Here is a 23,034-nt window from a genome sequence, read left to right as displayed (position 1 = left end):
CCTGCCCCCATGCCCAGTTCTGCCCCCCACGACCTGCTCCCCCCCGAAATCACCGTGCTGGAGCGCGGCTGGCTGTCGGCCAACAACATCCTCTTCATCGGCCACCACGACACGGCCATCGTGGACACCGGCTACTGCAGCCATGCCGACCAGACCGTGGACCTGGTGCGCGGCGCGTTGGCGGGCCGCGCGCTGGACCGCGTGCTCAACACCCACCTGCACAGCGACCACTGTGGCGGCAATGCCGCGCTGCAGAAGGCCTGGCCCGGTGTCCTCACCGCCATCCCCCCCGGCCAGGCCGACCATGTGCGCCAGTGGGACGCCTACGCGCTCAGCTACACCCCCACGGGGCAGGAATGCCCGCCGTTCCGGGCCGACACCTTGCTGATGCCGGACTCGTGTGTGCTGCTGGGCGACAAGCCCTGGCAGGTGCATGCGGCCCCGGGGCACGACCCCCACTCGGTGGTGCTGTTCGAGCCCCAGGGCCGCGTGCTGATCTCGGCCGATGCGCTGTGGGAAAACGGCTTTGGCGTGGTGTTCCCCGAGCTGGAGGGCGACAACGCGTTTGCCGAGGTCGCCGCCACGCTGGACGTGATCGAAAAGCTGTCACCGCAGGTCGTGATCCCCGGCCACGGCCCCGTGTTTGCCGACGCCCCCCGCGCCATCGACGGCGCCCGCCGCCGCCTGGATGGTTTTGTGCGCAACCCCGGCAAACATGCGCTGTATGCCGCCAAGGTGCTGCTGAAATACAAGCTGCTGGAGTGGCAGCAGATCACCATGGCCGACCTCACCGCCTGGGCGCAGGGCACGCCGTATTTCGGCATGCTGCACCAGCGGCATTTCGGTGATCAGCCCGAGGGGGAGTGGCTATTGAGCCTGGTGGATGACCTCGTAAGGTCGGGGGCGGCGGTGCGGCAAGGGGATGTGCTGCACAACGTGTGATGTGGCTTGGTCAGGGTGGGGGACAGCGTTGAACCCACAGCGGCGAGTACCTAGGCAGCAAACGGTCCTCTCAAGACTCGGCCAGAACCGACGAGCGTTTGTCCTTCAAGAACGTCGAAATGAGTGCCGACCATCAGCGCAGAATAATCGACACCGGGCTCATAAATCAGCGCAGCTACAGAACGGGCTGTGGACCCGGGACTAACCAGTTGACCATCAACAAACGAGACGCCAAGGTATTCACCACCTTGGACACGCAAGTGTGGACGATAGATGCCGCCGGTGAGGACAGGCATCTTTGTACGACCTTCGATGGTCAACTCCACTTCGATAAGACGTCTCGGCATATGTCCGTTCCTGGCCTCAAGCAGGCGCCGGTGTATGTTTCCAGCCCCCAGCCCCGCATCTCCCCATCAATGCTTGAACTGCTTGTCGCACCCCATCACATGGTTGTTGCTGCTCGACATGCATTGGTAGAACAATTTCTTGTTGCCCGACGACGCCTGGCAGTCTGACACGCTGTATTTGCCCCGGGCCTCGCGGATCTTGGGGGCTGTCTTGTCGTATTCGGCCTGGGCCATGTAGCCGTCGCGCACGTTTTTCTGGCCTACCTCCAGCATCTGGTCGGCCTGGTAGTGGATGTTGTCCACGGCGGCGGCGCAGTTCAGGGGCACCTGTTTGCTGTCCACCTTTTCCAGTGCCTTCTTCATGCCCTGGCCAAACTCCTCCACGTCTTTGGGGATCTTCTTGGTGCCGTCGGGGTTGTACTGCTGGGCGGGCTTGGCGGACTGCGATGCGCTCCGGGTGCTGCCGTTGTTGCTTTGCAGCTTGAGGGGCTCGGCGTCCTGCTTGGCGGGCGGAGGTTGTGATCCGTAGTGGGTCTTGCCGTCGGCATCCACCCACTTGTACACGGGCTGCGCCTGGGCTGTGCCCAGCGCCCAGCACACCATGGCGGCCAGGGCCACCCCATACAGCTTGTTCATGGTTTTCCCTCCAAGAATATGAATCAAATCGGTGCTTTGCGCGCTTCCATCATGCGCTTATAGCTACTCTATTTATAGCAAACACTCGCCCACCCGCTTCGCACCTGCGGCAGCGGGTGCTGCGGCAGATGCGGATGGAGGCATCAGGGCAGGTCTTTGTTCACCTCGGGCGCCGATGCATCGCGCGGGCCGATGGTGCCCAGGCGGCCCTTGAGCGACTGGGGCTGGCCGGTGAGCATGGCGGCGTAGTTGGTGGTATTGGCCAGCACCTTCTTCACGTAGTCGCGGGTTTCGGCAAAGGGCACGTTTTCAGCCCAGATGGCGGCGTCCAGCACGGGGCCGTTGCGCCAGCTGCGCGGGCGGCCAGGGCCAGCGTTGTAGGCGGCGGCCGCCATGGGCATGGAGCCTGCAAAGTCGTCCAATGCGAGCTTGAGGTAGGCGGTGCCGATGGTGATGTTGGTGTCGCGGTCGTTGATCTGGTCGGCGGTGAAGTTGTTCAGGCCGATCTTCTTGGCCGTCCAGCGCGCGGTGGCAGGCATGACCTGCATGAGGCCCGAGGCGCCGACGTGCGAGCGCGCATCCATGATGAAGCGGCTTTCCTGGCGGATCAGGCCATACACATAGGCCGGGTCCAGCCCAATGCCATTGGCACGCTCAACCACTGCGCTACGGAAGGGGGTGGGAAAGCGCTGCGTGGCATCCACCACGCTTTTGGTGCGCTCGCTGGTGTTGATGCAGCGGTCCCACACCTCGCGCTGGCAGGCGAAGTCGGCTGCTGCCAGCAGTTCGCGGTCGCCCATGCCGCCGCTCTGGTGCAGGTTGGTGGTGTAGTTCCACTCGCGCACGCCTTCGCTGCGCAGGCCCAGCAGGATGGCATACAGGGCGCGGTTCAGGCCCGGGTTGGCGCGGGCACCCGCTTTTTCTTCAGCAGTAAGGGGCGCCGGGGCGGGGGGCGTGGTGATGCGCTGGCCCAGCTCTTCCATGGCCAGCATTTCGTAGAAGCCGCGCGTGCTGGCAATGCCTTCGAGCAGCTGGCGCGCTTCTGCGCGCTCGGCGTCGGTCACGCGGCCCGACAACAGTGCGCGCGCCTTCCAGTACACCCAGGTGCTGTCCTGGCGGGCGTCGGGGCCCATCGCATCGACAGCCTTGCCCACGGCTTTCCACTGCCCGGCGCGCAAGGCGGCGCGCACCTTCCAGCCCAGCAGGTCGTCGTTCAGGTCGGTGTCCTTGGTGACGTTGGCAAAGTAACCCGCCGCGTTGGACGAGAGCTTTTGCGCGGCCGCCTTGCCGATCACGCCCCAGGCCCAGTTGCGCTCTTCGGCCGAGAGGTGCACGCCCCATTTGTTGTCCAGCTGCTGCGCGGCGCCGTCCGGGTCGCTGCCTGCGAGCTTGATCAGGGCCAGCAGCACCAGCTCTTGCCGGGCGTTGCCGCGTGCCGTGGCGCGTGAGAGCAGGAACTTGGTGGGCGCGTCCAGCACCTCCTTGAGCTGCGGCAGCGCGTCGGGCGAGACGATTTCGACCGCGTTGCGCACCACACGCGGGCGGTTGGCCTCCACGCCCAGTCGCGCCTTGCGCCAGATGTCAAGCGCGCTGAGCTTCTTGTAGCTGTACAGCTCGCTGGCGGCATGGGTGCAGCCGTCGTCGGCATCGCGGATGGCATACCAGTTGCTGCGCACATCGTCGGCCACGGTGGCGGGTGCGGAGCCTTTCAGGGTGTCGATCAGCAGCGCGTAGCAGCGCACCTCACGGTCGTCCGACATGCGGTAGGCGGGGTGCTGCTCGGCAAACTGCGCCCAGTTGCGCCGCTGGCCCAGCAGCAGCAGCCAGTCGTTGCGCATGCGGTCCTCCTGGTAGCTGCCGGCGTAGCGCTGCATGAAGGACTGGATTTCAGCGGGCTGGGCCTCGGCCAGCCGCACGCGCAGTTCCCAGTAGGCGGCCCAGGGCTCCAGCGCATGGCCACGGGCGGAGGGCAGCAGTTGCTCCAGCCGCTTGCGGTCGCCCTTGCGGAAGGCCTGCTGCATCTCCAGCAGGGTGTCGTCCCCCTTGCTGTTTTGCGCCTGGACAAGGGGGGCCGCCATGGCAAGCAGGGCACTGGCGACAAGCGGTGTCAGAATTCGAAACAATTGCATGGGGGAATTATGTGATGGACAAAGCAGCCCTTCGGCGCGCATTGATAGAAGAACGCCTCAATCTGCCCGACCGCCTACAGCGGTCCGACCTGTTACAGCAGGTGATGCGCATCTGGCTGGTGAACCGGCCCGACACCGTGATCGGCGCCTATTGGCCCATCAAGGGCGAGTTCGACCCCCTGCCCGCCCTGCACCGCTGGAAGGAAGACGGCGAACTGCTGGACGAGCCCCAGCTGCGCCGCATCGGCCTGCCGGTGGTCAACAAGCAGCACAAGACGCTCACCTTCCACGCCTGGTACCCCGGCTGCCCCATGGAAGAGGACGCCTACGGCATCCCCAAGCCCAAGGACACCGAGGTCATCGTGCCCACGCTGCTGTTTGTGCCCTGCGTGGGATACGCGGCCGGGGGCTACCGCCTGGGCTATGGCGGCGGGTTCTATGACCGTACGCTGGCCACGCTGCAGCCCAAGCCGTTCACCGTGGGGCTGGGGTTCACCCACGGCTTTCTGGACGACTTCGAGCCCGAAGAGTTCGACCTGCCGCTCGACGCCATCCTGAACGACAACGGCGTGGTCTGGCCGGTCTGATCCCTCGGAGCCCGTTGGCGACCGCGCGGCAGACTGCCAACGGGCGCTAGCCGGTCGGCACGAAGGCCTGTGATGCTCGCAGCGCATCATTCGAGCCGGTTTTTCGCATCGCTGGCGCGCTGCGCAGCCGCTAGCATGGCGGACTGACCTCTTTTTTTCAGGTGTCCACCATGCCCAAGCTCTACATCGGCAACAAGAACTATTCGTCCTGGTCCATGCGCCCCTGGGTGCTGCTCAAGCAGGCCGGCATCCCGTTTGAGGAAGTGCGCGTGCGCTTCGACAGCTTCGAGGCCGACTCGGAGTTCAAGCGTGTCATCGGCCCCGTGAGCCCCACCGGCAAGGTGCCGGTGCTGGTCGATGGCGACCTGGTGGTGTGGGACACCCTGGCGATTGCGGAATATGTGGCCGAGACCTGGGCCGACAAGCAGCTCTGGCCCCAGGACGCCAAGGCCCGCGCGCGCGCCCGCAGCGTCTGCGCCGAAATGCACAGCGGCTTCACCGCCCTGCGCAGCAACTGCCCCATGAACATCGAGGCCGACCTGGCCGACACCGGCGCCCTGATCTGGCGCGACAAGCCCGGCGTGCGCGCTGACGTGCAGCGCCTGGTGGACATGTGGAGCGCCCTGCTGCAGGAACACGGCGGCCCCCTGCTGTTTGGCCAGTTCAGCGTGGCCGACGCCTACTTTGCCCCCGTGTGCATGCGCCTGCACACTTACGCCCTGCCCGTGCCCGCCCACATCACCGCCTATGTGAACCGCGTGCGCGCCCTGCCCGGCGTGCAGGCCTGGATCGCCGAAGCCCTGGGCGAGAAGGACTTCCTGGCCTTCGAAGAACCCTACCGCCTGCGCCACACCGAGGACTGAGCACCGCCATGGCCGTCACCATCTATCTGCGCTACGTGCTCAACACGAGCAAGCTCAAGGAGTTTGAGCACTACGGAAAACTGTGGATCCCGCTGGTCGAGAAGTTCGGCGGCCAGCACCACGGTTACTTCCTACCTAGCGAAGGGGCCAACAACATCGCGCTGGCGCTGTTCACGTTCGAGAGCCTCGCGGCCTATGAGCGCTACCGCGAGGCGTCGATGCAGGACGCGGAGTGCCAGGCGGCGTTCCGCTACGCCGAGGAGACGGGGTGCATCGTGAGTTATGAGCGGAGCTTTTTCAGGCCGGTGTTTGGCCAAGGCTTCAGGTCGGATCAGTAGGAAGCCCGACGCGAGGACTCTGTCTATTCGCGTTGGATCAGCTTGCCTTCATCACCATCTTCGTTGGCCCAGCCAATGTGAATCGCCATCTGACCCAACCCCACCAGCGCGAAAATGGCTGCGATCGCGAATAGAAATCCGCGGCCATCGTAGACAGCTTCGTAGGGATAGAGGATCCGCTCCTTGTCGGCGATCTGGAACACGCGCACACCATCGTGCCAAACGGTGAGTTGCGCTTGGCGCGCCTCCATCCTGACCAACTGTTCGATAGGGCATCCGCCCGACTTTCCCCTGTTACAGGACACCTCTACGCCCGAGGCAGTCCGAAAGACGGCCTCCCGAACCGCCGGCCCCGGATGCTTCACCCTCACTGCCGCGCTCTCTACCGTGAGTGCTTCAATTGGAGGAGCGTATGGCCATAGAGCCATCCCCGCCAGCAAAGCCGCTAGGGCAAAAGTAAACACCGTTACACGTTTTTTCATTGCCCGCGCTACCGGAACTGCTTGCGCAAAAACGCCTTGTGCCGCGCGATGTGCGCCAGCTGCGCGGGGGCAATGGAGCCACCCAGGTCTTCGTCCTCGGTGTTGAGCACCTGGGTGGCATAGGCCATGGCGCGGGCCACCACCTCGTCTTCGCTCACGCCCTGCGGGGCCGCGAGGTCCATAGCCACTCGGCGCATGGCGCGCTGCGACAGCATCCACATGGCACCGAAGGAATCCCACGCGGCCGCCATCTCCTTGAACTTGTCGTGTTCGGCCAGGATGTCGTTGAGCGGTTTGGCCAGGATCTCCTGCAAGCCTTCCACCTGGGCCTTCAGGGCCTCGAACTGCGCTTCGCGCTGCAGGGCCTCGGCGGCCGCGTTGGCGGCGGCATCAGGCGCCTGGGGCACAGGCACGCTGCCGTCGGGGTTGAGCTGGGCGATGGTGAGGTCAGACGAGAGGGTCATGGTGGGTTGAATATACGGCGCGGCACAGGTTCTAAACTAGCCCGATGCAAATCTACATGGTGGGCGGCGCAGTCCGCGACAAGCTGCTGGGTCGGCCGGTGAATGACCGCGACTGGGTGGTGGTGGGCGCCACGCCCGAGCAGATGCTGGCGCTGGGCTACCTGCCCGTGGGGCGCGATTTCCCCGTCTTTTTGCATCCCGAAACGCGCGAGGAATACGCCCTGGCCCGCACCGAACGCAAGAGCGGGCGCGGCTACCGGGGGTTTGTGGTGCACAGCGCGCCGGATGTGACGCTGGAAGAAGACCTCTCTCGCCGCGACCTTACTATCAATGCGATAGCTGAAAACATAGATGGGAAGAGCGCAGAGCGCATTTTTGACCCCTATTCTGGTGCCCAGGACATTGAGGCGCGCGTGCTGCGCCATGTGACCGACGCTTTCCGCGAAGACCCGGTGCGCATCCTGCGCGTGGCGCGGTTTGCGGCGCGCTTCACCGACTTCAGCGTGGCGCCCGAGACCATGCAGCTCATGCGCGAGATGGTGGAACACGGCGAGGTGGACCACCTGGTGCCCGAGCGCGTATGGCAGGAGCTGGCGCGCGGGCTGATGGAGGACAAGCCCTCGCGCATGTTCGATGTGCTGCGCGAATGTGGCGCGCTGCAGGTGCTGCTGCCCGAGGTGGCGCGCCTGTGGGGCGTGCCCCAGCGGGCCGACTACCACCCCGAGGTGGACACCGGCGTGCACCTGATGATGGTGCTGGACATGTCCGCGCGGCTCTCAGCGCCGCTCACCGTGCGGTTTGCCTGCCTGGCGCACGACCTGGGCAAGGGCACCACGCCCGCCGACGTGCTGCCGCGCCACATCGACCACGAAACCCGCAGCGCCGAGTTGCTGAAAGACGTGGCCGAGCGCCTGCGCGTGCCGGTGGACTGCCGCGAGACGGCCGATGTGGTGGCGCGTGAACACGGCAACATCCACCGCAGCACCGATTTGTCTGCCGCTGCCCTGGTGCGCCTGCTGGAGCGTTGCGACGCGATCCGCAAGCCCGCGCGGTTTGCCGAGATCCTGCTGGCCTGCGAATGCGACGCACGCGGGCGGCTGGGGTTTGAAGAGTCTGCCTACCCGCAGCGCCCCCGCCTGCTGGCTGTGCTGGGCGCCGTGCAGTCGGTGGTCACGCGCGAGATTGCGGCACAGGCCGCGGCCAAGGGCCAGAGCGGCCCGCAGGTGGGTGCGCTGATCCACCAGGCGCGGGTGGAGGCCGTGGCGCAGTGGCTCAAGGCGCCCACCGCGCTCTGAACCGACCACGGCACGCTGAAAGCGGCTCTTACCAGCGCAGCAGGCGCGGCCCCAGCACGGCGCCCAGCGCGGTGGGGATGGCGATGCCCGCCAGGTACCACACGGCCAGGAAGGGTGTAGCCATCTCAGGGCAGTGCAAGGCATAGACCAAGGCGCCCAGCGCCCCGGCCAGCAGACCCGCGCCCGCGCCCGCCCAGGCCAGGCGGGTGGGTGCTGCGCCCTTGAGCGCCCAGAACCCGGCCACGAACGCAGGCACCGACAGCGCGGCGATGTTGAACGGGCAGGTGCGCCAGGTGCTGCCCAGGATGAGCGGCGCCCGCTCTGCCGCAGGCACCTGCGCCAATGCCACCAGGGCCAGGGCCCAAAGCACCAGCGGCGGCACGGCCAGCCACAGGGCGGCATGGCCGAGCTGCATGCCCGGGCGGGCCATGCGGCGCAGCAGCCCCACCCCAGCCGCAGCCAGGGTCGCCGCAAACACCAGCTTGCCCCAGAACATGGGCAGCGCCATGGTCGCCAGCAGGTCGGGGCGCAGGCCAAACAGGGCCAGCATCAGCACCCCGGCACCCGCAATGCCCACTGCGGTGGCCACGGCAAACCGCTGCTCGATGGCGGTGCGCTGCACAGGCCGCTCGTCCGCAGCCAGCAGGTGGATCAACTCATCGGTTTTCATGTCATTCCCCCTTGGACTTGCGCACATCAGGATGCAACAACGGCCGTTCGGCGGCCCCCTGCGACTTGCCTGAACCCCTTTGTGCGTAAGTCATGTCCCTGATCCTGGCGGCCAGGGCCTTGAGCCCCCGGTGCACGCCGACTTTGACGGCCGACTCCGACAGCCCCGTAAGGCGCGCCGTCTCGACCACCGACAACCCTTCCAGCTTCACGTACTCGATCGGCAGGCGCTGCTTGTCCGGCAGGGTCTGCAGCAACTGCCCCAGGTCACGCCGCGCCTCGGCGGCCTCGCTATCGCTGCTGGCAAACAGCTCGCTCGCATCGTCCAGCGGGTCGTTGCGCGCCTCTTTGGCAGCGTGCGAGCGCAACCAGTCGATGAGCTTGTAGCGCGCAATCGCGTGCGCCCAAGCCGTCACCGGCATCTCGGGCCGATAGGTGTGGCGCTGGTTGTGCACGGCCAGCAGCGTCTCCTGCACCAGGTCCTCCACCTCGTCGGGCCGCTGCGCGAGGCGGCGGCGCAAAAACGCGCGCAAGTGGGCGCTCAGCTCCTTCAGAAAGCGCTGGTAGGCGGCAGCGTCCGCATCCAGCCCCTGCAGCAGCAAGGCCCGCAAGCGCTCTTCCACAGTCTCCATGGTGTCTCCCTGCAAGGTATTCGTCTCCAGAGGCCCACGGGTTACAGGCAGCGCAGAAAAATTCTTTGCGCAACCGCCGCGATCTTTTTTTGCACAGCGTTGTAACCCGCCCGCTGCGCAGCGCGAATTACAACGCAGATCGGGCAGTGCAACGCGGCCTTTGGGCTTCTTCTGTGCAGCACCCCGGTCGGATTCAACCCTTACCCCAACTTCGGAGAACCGTACCATGACCACCCGCTCCCTCAGCCTTGGCGCCCTCGCCCTTGTTGCCCTCACTTCTGGTGCCGCCATGGCCCAGTCCAGCTCCGCCCCCATGGATGGCGCCAAGCCCGCCATGGAGAAATGCTATGGCGTGTCGATGGCAGGCAAGAACGACTGCGCTGCGGGCCCCGGCACCACCTGCGCGGGCTCATCCAAGGTGGACTACCAGGGCAACGCCTGGAAGTTCGTGCCTGCAGGCACCTGCACCACCATCAAGACGCCCAAGGGCATGGGCTCGCTGGCACCCATCAAGGCCTGACCCATGGCCCCGCACCTTCTCACCGCCGGCCTGGGCCTCAAGCCCCAGCACTATGGCGAGGCGCTCCACTGCACCGCCCCCGGCCTGTGGTGGGAGGTGCACCCCGAGAATTACCTGGCCGACGGCGGCCCGCGCCTGGCCTGGCTGGAGGCCATCCGCGCGCGCCACCCCGTGGCAATGCATGGCGTTTCACTGTCTCTCGCAGCCGATGCGCCGCCCGACGCGGCCCACCTGGCGCGGCTGGCCGCCCTGGCAAGGCGCGTGGAGCCGGTGATCGTCTCGGAGCACCTGGCCTGGTCCACCTGGCGCGGGCAGTACCTGCCCGACCTGCTGCCGTTTCCGCGCACACAGGCCGCATTGCAGCGCATTGCCGACAACATTGCCCGCACGCAGGACGCGCTGCAACGCCCCATCGCCATCGAGAACCCCACGCACTACCTGCACATCGACGGCCACGACTGGGCCGAGACCGAATTTCTGGCCGCGATGGTGCGCCGCACCGGCTGCCGCCTGCTACTGGATGTCAACAACGTCCATGTCAGCGCCAACAATCTGGGCTTTTGCGCGCAGACGTACATCGACGCGTTTCCGCTGCATGCCGTGGCCGAGATCCACCTCGCAGGCCACCATGCCGACCCGGCGCATGGCGATGCCTTGCTCATCGACAGCCACGATGCGCCCGTGGCGCCTGCCGTGTGGACGCTGTACGAGCAAGTGATCGCGCGCACCGGCCCCGTACCCACCCTGATTGAGCGCGACGAGCACCTTCCCGCGTTTGCCGAACTGATGGCCGAACGCGATCAGGCGCACCGCGCGCTCACGACGGCGCAAGCAGCGCAGCCGGAGGAGGCCGCATGCAGCTGACCGCCTTTCAAGACGGCTTTTCCGCCGCACTGCGCGGCCAGGCCGTGCATGCGCCGTGGCTGTCCGCATTGGAGGCCCAGCCCGGGTTTGCCGTGTACCGCAACACCGTGCTGAAGGGCTGCATCGACGCGCTGCAGGCCAGCTACCCCACGGTGTGCCAACTGGTGGGCACCGACTGGTTCCGCGCAGCGGCCGCCGTGTACGCGCGCGCCCAGCCGCCCCAGGACGGTGTGCTGGTGGGCTACGGCGACGGGTTCGCCCACTTTCTGGAGCAGTTCGAGCCCGCTGCCAACCTGCCTTACCTGGGCGCCGTGGCGCGCCTGGACCGCAGCTGGACCGAGTGCCACTTGGCGGCGGATGCCCGCGCTGTGGACCGCGACTGGCTGGCACAGCAGGCGCCACACACCTTGCCCCAGGTGCCACTGCGCCCCCACCCCGCCGCGCGCTGGGCCTGGTGCGATGCGCATCCTGCGTATGCCCTGTGGCAGCACCACCGCGCGGGCCTGGCGCTGCCCGACGCGTTGGACTGGTTTGGCGATGGGGCCCTGCTCACCCGACCCCACGCCGAAGTGACCTGGCGCCCCTTGCCCCGCGCAGGGGTGGCGTTTCTGGACGCCTGCGCCCAGGGCCTCCCGCTGGAGGCCGCAGCCACCTGCGCCCTGAAGACCGACCCCGGCACCGACTTTGCCGCCCTGATGGGCAGCCTGCTGGACGCAGGCGCCCTGACCCTCACCGATTCACGCACAGGCTGAGAACCTGTTCAGAGGAGCCCCCCATGCACACCACCACCCACTTCCTCACTGCCCCCGCCAAAGGCCCGCGCGTGCTGCTGGCACGCCTGGCCGATGCCGCCGCCTGGCTCACACCCCACAGCCTGCTGGCCCTGGTCAACCGCGTGGCCATCGCGGGCATCTTCTGGCTATCGGCACGCACCAAGGTGGAGGGCTGGTTCACCATCTCCGACAGCGCCTATGCGCTGTTCCGCGATGAATACAAGCTGCCTCTGCTACCGCCCGAGCTGGCAGCACAGATGGCCACCGTGGCCGAGCACCTGTTTCCGGTGCTGCTGGTGCTGGGCCTGTTCACGCGCCTGTCGGCCCTGGCGCTGCTGGGCATGACGTTGGTGATCCAGGTGTTTGTGTACCCCGACGCCTGGCCCACGCACCTCTCGTGGGCGGGGCTGCTGCTCTACTTGGCGGGGCGCGGTGCAGGCAATGTGTCGCTGGACCGGGCGCTGGGGATTCGCTGACGATCTGGCTTTTTATGCTGCCGCCGTGCGCACCCAGCGCACGATGTCCGCCGCGCCCAGCGCGCCGGAAATGCGCGCCACCTCACGCCCCTGCTGGAACAGGACCATGGTGGGAATGCTGCGGATCGCGTACCGCGCAGCGATGGCCTGCTGGTCTTCGGTGTTGAGCTTGGCCAGGCGCACACGCGGCTCCAGCTCGCGCGCAGCCTGTGCAAAGGCGGGCGCCATCTGGCGGCAGGGCCCGCACCACGGGGCCCAGAAGTCCACCAGCACCGGGATGTGGTTGCGCGCCAGCTGCTTGTCGAAGCTGGTGGCATCCAGCTCCAGCGGGGCGCCCACAAACAGGGGGCGGTGGCAGCTGCCGCAGTCGGGCGCGCTGCCCAGCTGGGCGGCCTGCACGCGGTTGGTGGTGTGGCAATGGGGGCAGACGATGTGCAGGGCTTCGGTCATGGGCAGGTCAGGGGTTTTCTGACAAACCACATGGCGGCCCCACGCGGTGTTTCAAGTGCAGGCTACAGCAGCTTGGTCAGCAGGCTCACCACAAAACTCAGCAGCAGCGTGGACGCGAGCGGCACATCCCAGTCGCGCCCCAGCCAGCGAAACCGGAAGTCCCCCGGCAGGCGCCCAAAGCCCAGGCGGCGCAGCAGTGGCGACAGCCAGCTGATGAGCATCAGGGCCAGGAAGATAACAAGGAGCCAGCGGAACATGGTGCGCCCAGTGTAGGCGCCACCGCATTCAGCTAGGCGATGGCAGTTTCGGCCAGCTGGGCCAGCGCCTGGGCATGCAGCTGGGGCGTGGCAGCCGCAACCACGCGCCCATCCGATGCCACCGTGAGCGCACGGCCCTGCCAGTCGGTAATGCGCCCGCCCGCGCCCTCCACCAGGCAGACCAGCGAGAGGTAGTCGTACGGCTGCAGCCCCGCCTCCACCACCAGGTCCACATGCCCGCCCGCCAGCTGGGCATAGGCATAGCAGTCGCCGCCAAACCGCCGCAGCGCGCACTGGCGGCTCAGCGCGTCAAAACGCTGCCAGTCGGCCGCACCAAAGGCGTCCGGAGAGGTGGTGTAGATGCGGGCCTGCGCCAGTTGCTCGCACCCGCTGGCCCGCACAGGCTGGCCATTGCATTGCGCCTGCTGGCCTGCCAGCCCCGTCCAGCGCTCACCGAGCACCGGCAAATCCATGAGCCCCAGCACGGGCTGGCCCTGATGCAGCAAGGCCACCAGCGTGCCCCACAGCGGCGATCCGGTGATGAAGCTCTTGGTGCCGTCGATGGGGTCGATCACCCACACGTACTCGGCGTCCAGCCGCTCGCGGCCATGCTCCTCGCCCAGGATGCCGTGCATGGGTGCCTGCGCCTGCAATACCGCGCGCATCGCGGCCTCGGCCTCGCGGTCGGCAATGGTGACCGGGCTCTCGTCCGATTTGGTCAGCACATCCAGCGGGGTGCGGAAGTACCGCAGCGAGTGGACGCGGGCCGCATCGGCCAGGGCGTGCGCCAGGGCCAGGAAGGGGGAAACGGGGGTGGGCAAAGTGTTCATGGGAATGGTCAAGGAAAGAGGTCCGGGCAGTGGTGGGGCAATGAAGAAGGGCCTGCCGCTCGGCACGAACGGGTTGGCATATTTAGTGCTTGTGTATTTTCGTGCAAAAACAATAATTTGCACAAGTGCAATAAAACGCACAATTTTGGTGAACAAATCCCCTGGCCTGCGGCGACCCCGCACTGTTTTTTGGCAACGCACCGTTCTGGAGAAATTCATGCGCACACGCTCCTCCCTCTTTGCCGCCCTGCGCCTGCTGCCCGTGCTGGGCGCCTTGGCCTGCGGACTGACCACCGCCCGGGCGGGCACCGTCACGGCCTACACCGCGCTCGAAGAAGACGAGATCAAGGAATACCTGGCCGCCGCCAAAAAGGACCTGCCCGATGTGGACGTGAAGGTGCTGCGCCTGTCCACGGGCGACCTGGGCGCGCGCATCCTGGCCGAAGCCGCCAACCCGCAGCACGACGTGATCTGGGGCTGGGCGCTGACCAACACGCTGGACCCGCGCATCACCGCCCTGCTGGAGCCCTACAGCCCCAAAGGCAGCGACAGGCTGGCCGCCAAGGACAAGGCCGCCGATGGCAAATGGTTCACGACCACCGGCTACATGGCCGCGTTCTGCGTGAACACCGAGGTGCTCAAGGCCAAGAAGCTGCCCATGCCCACGTCGTGGAAGGACCTCACCAACCCCGTCTACAAGGGCGAGGTCGTCATGCCCAACCCGGTGTCCTCGGGCACGGGCTACCTGCAGATTGCCGCGCTGATTCAGTCGCGTGGCAATGATGAGGGCTGGAAGCTCATCAAGGCCATGGACGGCAACGTGGCGCAGTACATCAAGTCGGGCTCGCGCCCCTGCAAGGCCGCGCGGGCGGGTGAGTTTGCGATTGGCACCTCGCTGGCGTTTGCGGCCATGCAGTCGGTGGACGAGGGCTACCCGGTCAAGATGGTGATCCCCACCGACGGTGCAGGCTATGAATTGGAAGCCTCGGGCCTGATGGCCAGCGCCAAGAACAAGGCCGATGCCAAGCGTTTTCTGGACTGGACGCTGTCGCCCGGCGCGGCGCAGCTCTACACCAAGTACAAGGAAATCGTCACCGTGCCCGGCGTGCCGCAATCCAAGGCCGCTGCGGCAGCAGGCCTGCCCGCCGACCTCTCCAAGGTGCTCTACCCCGTGGACTTTGCCAAGTCCGCCAAGGAACGCGACGCGATCCTGGGCACCTGGCAAAAGACCATCGGCCGCTGAGCCGCATTCCTGAACCGCTGTACTGAACCGCACTCCCCGAGGACCACACACCATGTCCCTGCAGATCACCGACCTGCACAAGAGCTTTGACGGCCAGGTCGCGCTCGAACGCATCCACCTTGCCGTGGGTGCTTCGGAGTTCGTGTGCCTGCTGGGCCCCAGCGGCTGCGGCAAGACCACGCTGCTGCGCATCATCGCTGGGCTGCTGCCTGCCGACGGCGGCCGCATCACGCTGGGCGGGCGCGACCTGGCCACGTTGCCGGCGCGCGACCGGGGCTTTGGCATCGTGTTCCAGTCGTACTCGCTGTTCCCGCACATGACGGTGGCGCAGAACGTGGGCTACGGCCTGGCCATCCGCCGCACACCGCCCGATGTGGTGCAGGCGCGCACGGCCGAGCTGCTGGACATGGTGAAGCTGGCCGACTTTGGCGCACGCTACCCGGCGCAGCTGTCGGGCGGCCAGCAGCAGCGCGTGGCCATTGCGCGGGCACTGGCGGTGAACCCTTCGCTGCTGCTGCTCGACGAGCCCCTGTCGGCGCTGGATGCGCGCGTGCGCGCCGACCTGCGCCATGAGCTGCGCGAGGTGCAGCGCCGCCTGGGCATTCCCACCATCATGGTCACGCACGACCAGGAAGAAGCCCTGGCCATGGCCGACCGCATCGTCTGCATGCAGGGCGGGCGCATTGCACAGGCGGGCTCGCCGCGCGAGCTGTACCTGGCGCCGCGCACCCGCTTCGTGGCCAACTTCATGGGACACAGCAACCTGCTGCCGCCCGCACAGGCCCGGCTGCTGCAGCCCGCGCTGGGCGATGCCCCCGAAGGCATGGCGCCCGAATCGGCCCTGCTGTGCATCCGCCCCGAACGGCTGCAACTGCAGGCCAGCGCGCAGGGCACGGGACGCGTCATGGGCACCACGTTCCTGGGCAGCATCCAGCGCGTGCAACTGCGCTGGAACGACATGGACCTGCTGGCCGAATCCAGCAGCGCCAGCACCTGGGAGGCAGGCCAGAACGTAGACATCTCGGTGGGCGCGCAGGACTGCGCCTGGGTGCAGGCATGAGCACCACTGCCGCCCCCCACCTGCCGCCCATGCATGCCAGCGAGCGCTGGCTGCTGCGTGCCTGCCTGCTGCTGCCGCTGGCCGCGCTGGTGCTGTTTTTTGGCGTGCCCATGCTGGCCATTGCCTGGCGCAGCCTGGAGCAGGACACGGGCGGCATCGGCTGGGGCAACTACGCCGCGCTGCTCGACACCCCGGGCGTGTGGCGGGCCCTGGCCAACAGCCTGCTGCTGGGTGCCGTGACCACGGCCGTCACGCTGGTGCTGGCCTTTGTGGTGGCGTTTGGCCTGGAGCGCACCGGCATGCCGGGCCGCCGCTTTGTGGCCGGGGCGCTGGCCCTGCCCATGCTGGCGCCCTCGCTGGTGCTGGGGCTGGGGCTGATCTTCCTGCTGGGGCGCAACGGCATCGTGGGCAAGATGCTGGGTGTGCGGCCCGAGATTTATGGCTTTTGGGGTCTGCTGATCGCAGACGTGCTCTATGCGCTGCCGCAGGCCGTGCTCATCGTGCGCACCGCGTTGCGCCAGGGCGATGCCCGGCAGTACGACGCCGCCGAGGTGCTGGGCGCCACGCCCTGGCGGCAGTTTTGCGACATCACGCTGCCGCAGGCCCGCTACGGCCTGCTGAGCGCGGGGTTTGTGGTGTTCACCATCACCATCACCGACTTTGGCAACGCCGTGGTCATTGGCGGCAACTTTGCCGTGCTGGCCACCGAGATCTACAACCAGGTCAGCGGGCAGATGAAGTTTGGCATGGGCGCGGTGGTGGGCATGCTGCTGCTGGCGCCCGCCGCGCTGTCGGTGTTCATCGAACGCATGGCCGCACAGCGCGCCGGTGCGGGGGCCGAATCGGCCCTGCCGCCCACACCCGCACGCAGCCCGGGGCGCGATGCCGCGTTCTTCATCGCCTGCATGGGCATTGCGGGCAGCATCGTGGCCCTGGTGCTCACGGTGGTGGTGGCCAGCTTCATCCGGCTGTGGCCCTACCGGCTGGACCTCACACTCAAGCACTACGACATCACCATTGCGGGGGGCTATGCGCCGCTGTGGACCTCGGTGTGGGTGTCGGCCCTGGCCGCCAGCGTGGGCACGGCGATGCTGTTTGTGCTGTGCTTTGGCATCCGCCGCCTGCCGGGGCGGCTGGCGCAGGCAGCCACAGCGCTGTCGGCCCTGCCGGTGGGCGTGCCCGGGCTGGTGCTGGGGCTGGCCTATGTGTTCACCTTCAACACGGCCACCTGGCCCTGGGGCATGCTGTATGGCACGGCCATCTTGCTGGCGCTGTGCAACTACTACCACTACCACACGCAGGGTTTCATGACCATGATGACCGGCATGCGCAACGTGCCCACCACACTGGAAGACGCGACCACCGTGCTGGGCGGCAGCACCGCCCGCGTGCTGCGCGATGTGTACCTGCCCGCGCTGCTGCCCACGCTGCTGGCGGTGCTGGTGTTCTTGTTCATGCGCTCCATGGTCACGCTGTCGGCGGTGATCTTCCTCATCACGCCCTCGCTGCCCATGGGGGCGGTGACGGTGATGCGGCTGGATGAAGCAGGGCTGACCTCGCAGGCTGCGGCGTTCTCTACCTGCATCATGGCGGTGGTGGGGTCGCTGGCGCTGCTGCTGCACGTTGGCACGCAGCGCCGAAAACCAGGTTCCAAGCCCGCCTAACATCGCCACCATGCTGCAAGAAGAACGTTTCCTCCGCATCCGCACCCTGCTGTCCACGCTCTCGCGTGTGAGCACGGAGCGCATTGCGCAAGACCTGGACGTGTCGCGCGAGACCGTACGCCGCGACATCCTGGCCCTGGAGTCGCAGGGCATTTTGCGGCGCGTGCACGGGGGCGTGGTGGCCCAGGGGCCGGAGCCAGAACCCCCGCTGGCCGTGCGCCAGGCGGTGCGCGAGCGCGAAAAGCGCGCCATCGCCCGCGCCGCCCTGCAACTGCTGCAGCCGGGGCAAACGCTGTTCATTGATGCAGGCAGCACCACCACCCTGCTGGCCGAAGCATTGTCCAGCCTGTCGGGCCTGACCATCATCACCAACGGGCTGAACGTGGCGCTCAAGCTGGCGGCAGCCGACGCCGGGCGCAGTGCGCGCAATGACGTGATCCTGCTCGGAGGCCGCACCGACCCTGCCGTGCAGGCCACGCACGGCGACACCACCGTGGCCGAAATCCACCGCTACCGCGCCGATGTGGCCCTGCTCTCGCCGGTGGGCATCAGCGTGCACAGCGGCGCCAGCAGCTTTGAACACCACGAGGCCGCCGTGGCACGCGCCATGTCCGCGCAGGCCAAAGAGCTGATCCTGCTGGCCGACCACAGCAAGGTGGGGCAAGCCAGCCGTGTGACCTATGCCAGCCTGGCCGATGTGGGCACGCTGGTCACCGACGCGGGTGCCCGCGCCCTGCCCGCCTTCTCGGCCCTGCAGGCGGCGGGCTGCCACATCGTGGTGGCCTGATCACAATCTAGAAAAGGCAAAACACACCATGGCCTACCAGCACACCATCGGCGGCGAGCGCTGGCAGTTCAGCGACCTGCGCGAGGTGATGGCCAAGGCCACACCGCTGCGCTCGGGCGATGCCCTGGCGGGAGTGGCAGCCACATCGGCGGTGGAGCGCATGGCCGCCCGCCTGTGTCTGGCCGACATTCCCCTGTCGCGCTTTCTGAGCGAGGCGCTCATCCCCTACGAAAGCGACGAGGTCACGCGCCTCATCCTCGACACCCACGACGCCACCGCGTTCGCGCCCATCGCCCACCTCACCGTGGGCGACTTTCGCAACTGGCTGCTGGCCCACGGCACCGACAGCGCCCTGCTCGCCACCGTGGCGCCCGGCATCACACCCGAGATGGCGGCCGCCGTGAGCAAGCTGATGCGCAACCAGGACTTGATCGCCGTGGCGCGCAAATGCCGCGTGGTCACGCGGTTTCGCAACACCATCGGCCTGCCGGGCCACCTGGCCGTGCGGCTGCAGCCCAACCACCCCACGGACGACCTGCGCGGCATTGCAGCGTCGATGATCGACGGCCTGCTGTATGGCGCGGGCGACGCGGTGATTGGCGTGAACCCCGCCACCGACAGCATTGCCGCCCTGACGGGGCTGGTGCACATGCTGGGCGATGTGATCGAGCGGCTGCAGATCCCCACGCAGTCGTGTGTGCTCACGCATGTGACCAACACGATCCAGATGGTGGAGCAAGGCGCACCGGTGGACCTGGTGTTCCAGTCCATCGCGGGCACCGAGGCGGCCAACGCGAGCTTTGGTATTTCACTCGCGCTGCTGAAGGAGGCGCGGGAAGCCGCCCTGTCGCTGCACCGCGGAACCCTGGGCGACAACGTGATGTATTTCGAAACCGGCCAGGGCAGTGCCCTGTCGGCCAACGCGCACCACGGCGTGGACCAGCAGACCTGCGAGGCACGCGCCTATGGCGTGGCCCGCGCGTTTGCGCCGCTGCTCACCAACACGGTGGTCGGCTTCATCGGCCCCGAGTACCTGTACGACGGCAAGCAGATCATCCGCGCGGGCCTGGAAGACCACTTCTGCGGCAAGCTGCTGGGCGTGCCGCTGGGTTGCGACGTGTGCTACACCAACCACGCCGAGGCCGACTCGGACGACATGGACACGCTGATGACGCTGCTCGGCACGGCGGGCCTGACTTTCATCATGGGCGTGCCGGGGGCGGACGACATCATGCTCAACTACCAGAGTACTTCGTTCCACGACGCGCTGTATCTGCGCGAGGTGCTGGGCCTGCAGTGCGCACCCGAGTTTGGCGCCTGGCTGCAGCGCATGCACATCACCGATGCGGGCGGGCGGCTGCTGCCTGCCCACGATCAACATCCAGCACTGGCGCAAATGCGGCAATGGAGGTTGGGCGCATGACACACGAACCAGCGCAACGCGGCATCCCTCCCGACCCGTGGGACGACCTGCGCGCCCACACCCAGGCGCGCCTGGCCCTGGGGCGTGCGGGCGCGGCCCTGCCCACGGCCGAACTGCTGCGTTTTGGTCTGGCCCATGCGCAGGCGCGCGATGCCGTGCACATCCCGCTGGACGCCGAAGCGCTGGCCGCGCAGCAGCAGGCCCAGGGCTGCGCGACGCTCCTCGTGCACAGCGCCGCCCCCGACCGCGCCACCTACCTGTTGCGCCCCGATCTGGGCCGCCGCTTGTGCGATGCCGATGCGCAGGCGCTGCGGGCATCCTCTGCAAACGGAACCACTTCCATCGACCTGCTGCTGGTGGTGGCCGACGGCCTCTCGTCCCTGGCCGTGGCGCGGCAGGCGCCGCCGCTGATCGACGCGATTCGCCAACAGGCGCCCGCCGGCTGGCAGCTGGGCCCCGTGGTGATTGCCCAGCAGGCCCGCGTGGCGCTGGGTGACGAGGTGGGCGCACTGCTGGGCGCGCGCCTGGTGGCGGTGCTGATCGGCGAGCGGCCGGGCCTCAGCTCGCCCGACAGCCTGGGCGTCTACCTGACCTGGCACCCGCAGGTGGGGCGCCACGATGCGCAGCGCAACTGCATCTCCAACGTGCGGCCGGAAGGCCTGCCCCCCGCCGCTGCCGCTGCGCGCCTGTGGTGGCTGTGCCAGGAGGCGCGGCAACTGGGGCTGACGGGCGTGGGGCTGAAGGACCGCAGCGATGCGGTGACGCTGGCGGCTGACCAGGGCGGTGACGCAGCGCAGCTGCGTTGAGCCCCCCTCTGGCACAACGCGCAAAGCAGTCCCAAACCGAGCGCCAGCCTCTGAACCCGCGCTGCAACGCCCTCCCATCTCTGCCCCAGGGCGAGACGGCAAGGCCACCAGCGCCGCCTACAGCCGGTGCGAGCGGTCTCCGTGGCTAAACCCCAGCGGCTCCCACGCCTCGCCCGCGCCCACGGCCAGCACCTTGAACAGCTCGCCCATCTCGTGTTCCATGATCAGTTTGGCCGTTGTCGCCCGCTGGGCTTGCGGTAGCTGCTCCATTTTTGGGAGCAACCCACAGTTGATGAGGAAATGCGCCTGCGTGGTGTAACCCAGCACATTCAGGCCCGCCTCCTGCGCGGCCAGCGCCATGGCGGTGAAGTTGACGTGGGCGGTGATGTCTTTGAGGCCCACCGCCACCAGCGGGTCACCATCGGCCAGGTGGCCTTGGTGGCACATCACGGTGCCCATGTGGCGCTGGGGGTGGTAGTACTCGCTTTCGCCAAAGCCGTAGTCCAGCAAGAAAGCCGCGCCGCGCGTGAGCCGGTCGGCCAGCATGCGCATGAAGCCTTCGCCCTGCGCGTGGATCTCGGTCAGGTAGTCCTGCGGGCCTTCGATGTCCACGGGCGGGCGCAGGTCGGTGGGGCGGTCGGCCCAGGCAAAACTGCCGTCTTCGGCCACCACCACGCCGCGCTCATGCCACACACCGCCCTGCTGACCGCCGTGGCGGGCGAGCAGTTGCACCGGCATGGCATCGAGCACTTCATTGCCCACCACCACGCCGCTGAATTTCTCAGGCAAGGTATCCACCCAGTGCAACTTGTTGGCATGCGCCACCAGTTTGGCCTGCTGGCGCGCGCGCAGGCTGCCCGACAGATCGACGATGGTGTAGCGCTGCACCTGATCGCCCAACGCATCCAGCAACTGCAGCGCCAGCGCGCCGGAGCCCGCGCCGAACTCCCACACCTCGTCGGTCCCGGTCTGCGCCAGGGCTTCGCCCACCTGCACGGCCAGCGTCTGGCCGAACAGATCTGTCATCTCGGGTGCGGTCACAAAGTCGCTGCCCGATTCGGGCATGGCGCCGAACTTGGTGGAATCGTTGGCGTAGTAGCCCAGGCCAGGCGTGTACAAGGCCAAGGCCATGAAGCGGTCAAAACCCAGCCATCCGCCCTCGGCGGCAATGGCCTGGGCGATATGCTGGTGCAGGGCGGTCGTTAAACTGTCGGGTCTTTGGGTCACGGCCCGCATTGTCCCCCAGCTCCCATGCCTCACCCCACCCACCCGCGCACCGTTCTGGTCACAGGCGCCGCCAAACGCCTGGGCCGCAGCATTGCACTGGCGCTGGCGGCGGGGGGCTGGCAGGTGGCGGTGCACTACCGCTCGTCGCAGCAGGATGCTATGGATACCGTAGCTGCCTGTGCCCAACTGACGGGCGGTAGCGCCCTTTTTGATGCAGATTTTGAAGACGAGACCGCCGTGCGCGCCCTGCTGCCCCGCGTGGTGGCGCACTTTGGCCGCGTGGATGCGGTGGTCAACAGCGCCTCGCTGTTCGAGCACGACAACGCCGAGACCTTCGGTTTTGCCGCACTCGAAAAACACCTGCGCAGCAACACCGCCACCCCCGTGCTGCTGGCCCAGGCGCTGCACCAGCATGTGGCCGATCGCGTGGCGGCGGGCGAGGCCGATGCGCAGGGCGCTGTGGTCAACCTGCTGGACCAGAAGCTCTGGAACCAGAACCCCGACTTTGTGAGCTACACGCTCTCCAAGGCCGCGCTGGAGGCGGCGGGCACCATGCTGGCCCTGGCGCTGGCGCCGCGCGTGCGGGTGGTGGGCGTGGCACCCGGCCTCACGCTCACCAGCCACATGCTCAGCGACGACAAGTTTGCACAGCTGCATGCGCTCTCCCCGCTGGGCCGCTCGTCCACCGCCGAGGACGTCGCCGCCACCGTGAAGTTCGCGCTGGAGAACCGGTCGATCACCGGCACCACGCTGCTGGTGGATGGTGGCCAGCACCTGATGAAGTTTGACCGCGATTTTTCGCTGATGTGAGCACCCGCACACACGCACATATATACAAACAGGCCCACCCAAGCCAGGACCTCTTTCCATGACCCACGCTGTTGGCACCCAGATCCTCACGCTCACCGGACTGCGCTTTGACGCCAACCTGGGCATCCTCGACCACGAAAAGACCGACCCGCAGCCCATCCAGGTCGATGCCGAACTGAGCCTGGGCGTGCAACCGCTGGCCCCGCGCGACGACGACATCGGCCATGTGCTGGACTACCGGCGTGTGCGCCAGATCATCATCGACGAGTGCACGGCAGAGCATGTGAACCTGCTGGAGAGCCTGATCGGCAAGCTGGCCAACCGCCTGATGCAGTTGCCCGGCGTGCTGGGCGTGCGGGTGAAGATCGCCAAGCTGGAGATTTTTGACGACTGCGAAGTGGCGATCCGCATGGAAACCGGGCAGTGGTGAGCCCCCCTGCCCCTGCCGCCCGAACGGCGG

28 protein-coding genes are annotated in these 23,034 nt (G+C 67.3%); 17 read left to right on the top strand and 11 right to left on the bottom strand.

What is annotated here, in order from left to right:
• The first annotated feature begins 9 nt into the window (after positions 1 to 9).
• On the top strand, positions 10 to 942 hold the full coding sequence (locus AC07Z7_RS09325; protein ID WP_494766108.1) for an MBL fold metallo-hydrolase: 933 nt from the start codon (positions 10 to 12) through the stop codon (positions 940 to 942).
• 50 nt (positions 943 to 992) lie between these two features.
• On the opposite strand, the gene AC07Z7_RS09320 is transcribed toward AC07Z7_RS09325, so the two are convergent.
• From AC07Z7_RS09320 to AC07Z7_RS09310, 3 genes are all read right to left on the bottom strand, one after another.
• Positions 993 to 1,289 (bottom strand): hypothetical protein, encoded by a 297-nt coding sequence (locus tag AC07Z7_RS09320; protein WP_165773894.1) that lies wholly within the window; start codon positions 1,287 to 1,289, stop codon positions 993 to 995.
• Positions 1,290 to 1,355: 66 nt separating this feature from the next.
• Positions 1,356 to 1,925, bottom strand: a complete 570-nt coding sequence (locus AC07Z7_RS09315) for a DUF4124 domain-containing protein (protein WP_494766107.1) — start codon at positions 1,923 to 1,925, stop codon at positions 1,356 to 1,358.
• A 143-nt stretch (positions 1,926 to 2,068) separates the two neighbouring features.
• Positions 2,069 to 4,054: a lytic transglycosylase domain-containing protein gene (locus AC07Z7_RS09310; protein WP_094288967.1), complete on the bottom strand. Its 1,986-nt coding sequence runs from the start codon at positions 4,052 to 4,054 to the stop codon at positions 2,069 to 2,071.
• 14 nt (positions 4,055 to 4,068) lie between these two features.
• On the opposite strand from AC07Z7_RS09310, the gene AC07Z7_RS09305 reads away from it, so the two are divergent.
• The 3 genes from AC07Z7_RS09305 to AC07Z7_RS09295 all read left to right on the top strand — a co-directional run bounded on the left by AC07Z7_RS09305 (position 4,069) and on the right by AC07Z7_RS09295 (position 5,842).
• The gene (locus tag AC07Z7_RS09305; RefSeq protein WP_094288969.1) at positions 4,069 to 4,641 is read left to right on the top strand and encodes a 5-formyltetrahydrofolate cyclo-ligase; all 573 of its coding nucleotides are present in this window, start codon (positions 4,069 to 4,071) and stop codon (positions 4,639 to 4,641) included.
• A gap of 170 nt (positions 4,642 to 4,811) precedes the next feature.
• Positions 4,812 to 5,504: a glutathione S-transferase family protein gene (locus AC07Z7_RS09300; protein WP_494766106.1), complete on the top strand. Its 693-nt coding sequence runs from the start codon at positions 4,812 to 4,814 to the stop codon at positions 5,502 to 5,504.
• An 8-nt stretch (positions 5,505 to 5,512) separates the two neighbouring features.
• Entirely contained in the window at positions 5,513 to 5,842 is a 330-nt protein-coding gene (locus tag AC07Z7_RS09295; RefSeq protein WP_252660402.1) for an NIPSNAP family protein, read from the top strand.
• A 23-nt stretch (positions 5,843 to 5,865) separates the two neighbouring features.
• On the opposite strand, the gene AC07Z7_RS09290 is transcribed toward AC07Z7_RS09295, so the two are convergent.
• Together AC07Z7_RS09290 and AC07Z7_RS09285 are read right to left on the bottom strand one after the other, a co-directional pair.
• Positions 5,866 to 6,324 carry a hypothetical protein gene (locus AC07Z7_RS09290; protein WP_494766105.1) on the bottom strand — a complete coding sequence of 153 codons (459 nt, stop codon included), beginning with the start codon at positions 6,322 to 6,324 and terminating at the stop codon, positions 5,866 to 5,868.
• Between the two features lie 8 nt (positions 6,325 to 6,332).
• On the bottom strand, positions 6,333 to 6,788 hold the full coding sequence (locus AC07Z7_RS09285) for a hypothetical protein (protein WP_494766104.1): 456 nt from the start codon (positions 6,786 to 6,788) through the stop codon (positions 6,333 to 6,335).
• A gap of 44 nt (positions 6,789 to 6,832) precedes the next feature.
• On the opposite strand from AC07Z7_RS09285, the gene AC07Z7_RS09280 reads away from it, so the two are divergent.
• Positions 6,833 to 8,083 (top strand): multifunctional CCA addition/repair protein, encoded by a 1,251-nt coding sequence (locus AC07Z7_RS09280; RefSeq protein ID WP_494766103.1) that lies wholly within the window; start codon positions 6,833 to 6,835, stop codon positions 8,081 to 8,083.
• A gap of 28 nt (positions 8,084 to 8,111) precedes the next feature.
• On the opposite strand, the gene AC07Z7_RS09275 is transcribed toward AC07Z7_RS09280, so the two are convergent.
• Together AC07Z7_RS09275 and AC07Z7_RS09270 are read right to left on the bottom strand one after the other, a co-directional pair.
• Entirely contained in the window at positions 8,112 to 8,753 is a 642-nt protein-coding gene (locus AC07Z7_RS09275) for an NrsF family protein (RefSeq protein WP_494766102.1), read from the bottom strand.
• A 1-nt stretch (position 8,754) separates the two neighbouring features.
• On the bottom strand, positions 8,755 to 9,399 hold the full coding sequence (locus tag AC07Z7_RS09270) for a sigma-70 family RNA polymerase sigma factor (protein ID WP_289814485.1): 645 nt from the start codon (positions 9,397 to 9,399) through the stop codon (positions 8,755 to 8,757).
• 211 nt (positions 9,400 to 9,610) lie between these two features.
• Between AC07Z7_RS09270 and AC07Z7_RS09265 the strand changes: the two genes are divergently transcribed.
• From AC07Z7_RS09265 to AC07Z7_RS09250, 4 genes are read left to right on the top strand one after another with little or no spacing between them, the layout of a single operon-like run.
• On the top strand, positions 9,611 to 9,904 hold the full coding sequence (locus AC07Z7_RS09265; protein ID WP_094288983.1) for a BufA1 family periplasmic bufferin-type metallophore: 294 nt from the start codon (positions 9,611 to 9,613) through the stop codon (positions 9,902 to 9,904).
• Positions 9,905 to 9,907: 3 nt separating this feature from the next.
• Entirely contained in the window at positions 9,908 to 10,768 is an 861-nt protein-coding gene (gene bufB, locus AC07Z7_RS09260) for an MNIO family bufferin maturase (RefSeq protein WP_494766101.1), read from the top strand.
• Positions 10,759 to 11,520 (top strand): HvfC/BufC family peptide modification chaperone, encoded by a 762-nt coding sequence (locus tag AC07Z7_RS09255; RefSeq protein WP_494766100.1) that lies wholly within the window; start codon positions 10,759 to 10,761, stop codon positions 11,518 to 11,520. Before bufB ends, AC07Z7_RS09255 begins: the two co-directional genes overlap by 10 nt.
• Before the next feature lie 23 nt (positions 11,521 to 11,543).
• On the top strand, positions 11,544 to 12,017 hold the full coding sequence (locus AC07Z7_RS09250; protein ID WP_494766099.1) for a DoxX family protein: 474 nt from the start codon (positions 11,544 to 11,546) through the stop codon (positions 12,015 to 12,017).
• A gap of 12 nt (positions 12,018 to 12,029) precedes the next feature.
• On the opposite strand, the gene trxC is transcribed toward AC07Z7_RS09250, so the two are convergent.
• The 3 genes from trxC to hisN all read right to left on the bottom strand — a co-directional run bounded on the left by trxC (position 12,030) and on the right by hisN (position 13,554).
• Complete coding sequence (gene trxC, locus AC07Z7_RS09245) at positions 12,030 to 12,467, bottom strand: thioredoxin TrxC (protein ID WP_252660420.1); 438 nt, start codon at positions 12,465 to 12,467, stop codon at positions 12,030 to 12,032.
• A 62-nt stretch (positions 12,468 to 12,529) separates the two neighbouring features.
• Entirely contained in the window at positions 12,530 to 12,724 is a 195-nt protein-coding gene (locus AC07Z7_RS09240) for a DUF2905 domain-containing protein (protein ID WP_094288993.1), read from the bottom strand.
• Positions 12,725 to 12,756: 32 nt separating this feature from the next.
• Entirely contained in the window at positions 12,757 to 13,554 is a 798-nt protein-coding gene (hisN, locus tag AC07Z7_RS09235; protein ID WP_494766098.1) for a histidinol-phosphatase, read from the bottom strand.
• 217 nt (positions 13,555 to 13,771) lie between these two features.
• Here hisN and AC07Z7_RS09230 point away from each other — a divergent pair, with 217 nt between their 5' ends.
• The 6 genes from AC07Z7_RS09230 to eutC are packed head-to-tail and all read left to right on the top strand — an operon-like array spanning position 13,772 to position 20,537.
• Positions 13,772 to 14,797: an ABC transporter substrate-binding protein gene (locus AC07Z7_RS09230; RefSeq protein ID WP_494766097.1), complete on the top strand. Its 1,026-nt coding sequence runs from the start codon at positions 13,772 to 13,774 to the stop codon at positions 14,795 to 14,797.
• A 52-nt stretch (positions 14,798 to 14,849) separates the two neighbouring features.
• Positions 14,850 to 15,857, top strand: a complete 1,008-nt coding sequence (locus AC07Z7_RS09225) for an ABC transporter ATP-binding protein (protein ID WP_494766096.1) — start codon at positions 14,850 to 14,852, stop codon at positions 15,855 to 15,857.
• Entirely contained in the window at positions 15,854 to 17,521 is a 1,668-nt protein-coding gene (locus AC07Z7_RS09220; protein WP_494766095.1) for an ABC transporter permease subunit, read from the top strand. Before AC07Z7_RS09225 ends, AC07Z7_RS09220 begins: the two co-directional genes overlap by 4 nt.
• 10 nt (positions 17,522 to 17,531) lie before the next feature.
• Complete coding sequence (locus tag AC07Z7_RS09215; RefSeq protein WP_494766094.1) at positions 17,532 to 18,308, top strand: DeoR/GlpR family DNA-binding transcription regulator; 777 nt, start codon at positions 17,532 to 17,534, stop codon at positions 18,306 to 18,308.
• A gap of 28 nt (positions 18,309 to 18,336) precedes the next feature.
• Entirely contained in the window at positions 18,337 to 19,731 is a 1,395-nt protein-coding gene (locus AC07Z7_RS09210) for an ethanolamine ammonia-lyase subunit EutB (RefSeq protein ID WP_494766093.1), read from the top strand.
• Positions 19,728 to 20,537 (top strand): ethanolamine ammonia-lyase subunit EutC, encoded by an 810-nt coding sequence (gene eutC, locus AC07Z7_RS09205; protein WP_494766092.1) that lies wholly within the window; start codon positions 19,728 to 19,730, stop codon positions 20,535 to 20,537. Before AC07Z7_RS09210 ends, eutC begins: the two co-directional genes overlap by 4 nt.
• A gap of 117 nt (positions 20,538 to 20,654) precedes the next feature.
• On the opposite strand, the gene AC07Z7_RS09200 is transcribed toward eutC, so the two are convergent.
• Positions 20,655 to 21,773, bottom strand: coding sequence for a class I SAM-dependent methyltransferase (locus AC07Z7_RS09200; RefSeq protein WP_494766091.1), 1,119 nt, complete (start codon positions 21,771 to 21,773; stop codon positions 20,655 to 20,657).
• 15 nt (positions 21,774 to 21,788) lie between these two features.
• Between AC07Z7_RS09200 and AC07Z7_RS09195 the strand changes: the two genes are divergently transcribed.
• Both AC07Z7_RS09195 and AC07Z7_RS09190 read left to right on the top strand, forming a co-directional pair.
• Positions 21,789 to 22,574 (top strand): SDR family oxidoreductase, encoded by a 786-nt coding sequence (locus tag AC07Z7_RS09195; protein WP_252660436.1) that lies wholly within the window; start codon positions 21,789 to 21,791, stop codon positions 22,572 to 22,574.
• A gap of 58 nt (positions 22,575 to 22,632) precedes the next feature.
• Complete coding sequence (locus AC07Z7_RS09190) at positions 22,633 to 23,004, top strand: dihydroneopterin aldolase (RefSeq protein ID WP_094289013.1); 372 nt, start codon at positions 22,633 to 22,635, stop codon at positions 23,002 to 23,004.
• Positions 23,005 to 23,034: the final 30 nt, after the last annotated feature.

The organism is Acidovorax sp. GW101-11A03, assembly GCF_059424825.1.
This window is presented reverse-complemented; position numbering and strand designations above follow the sequence as displayed.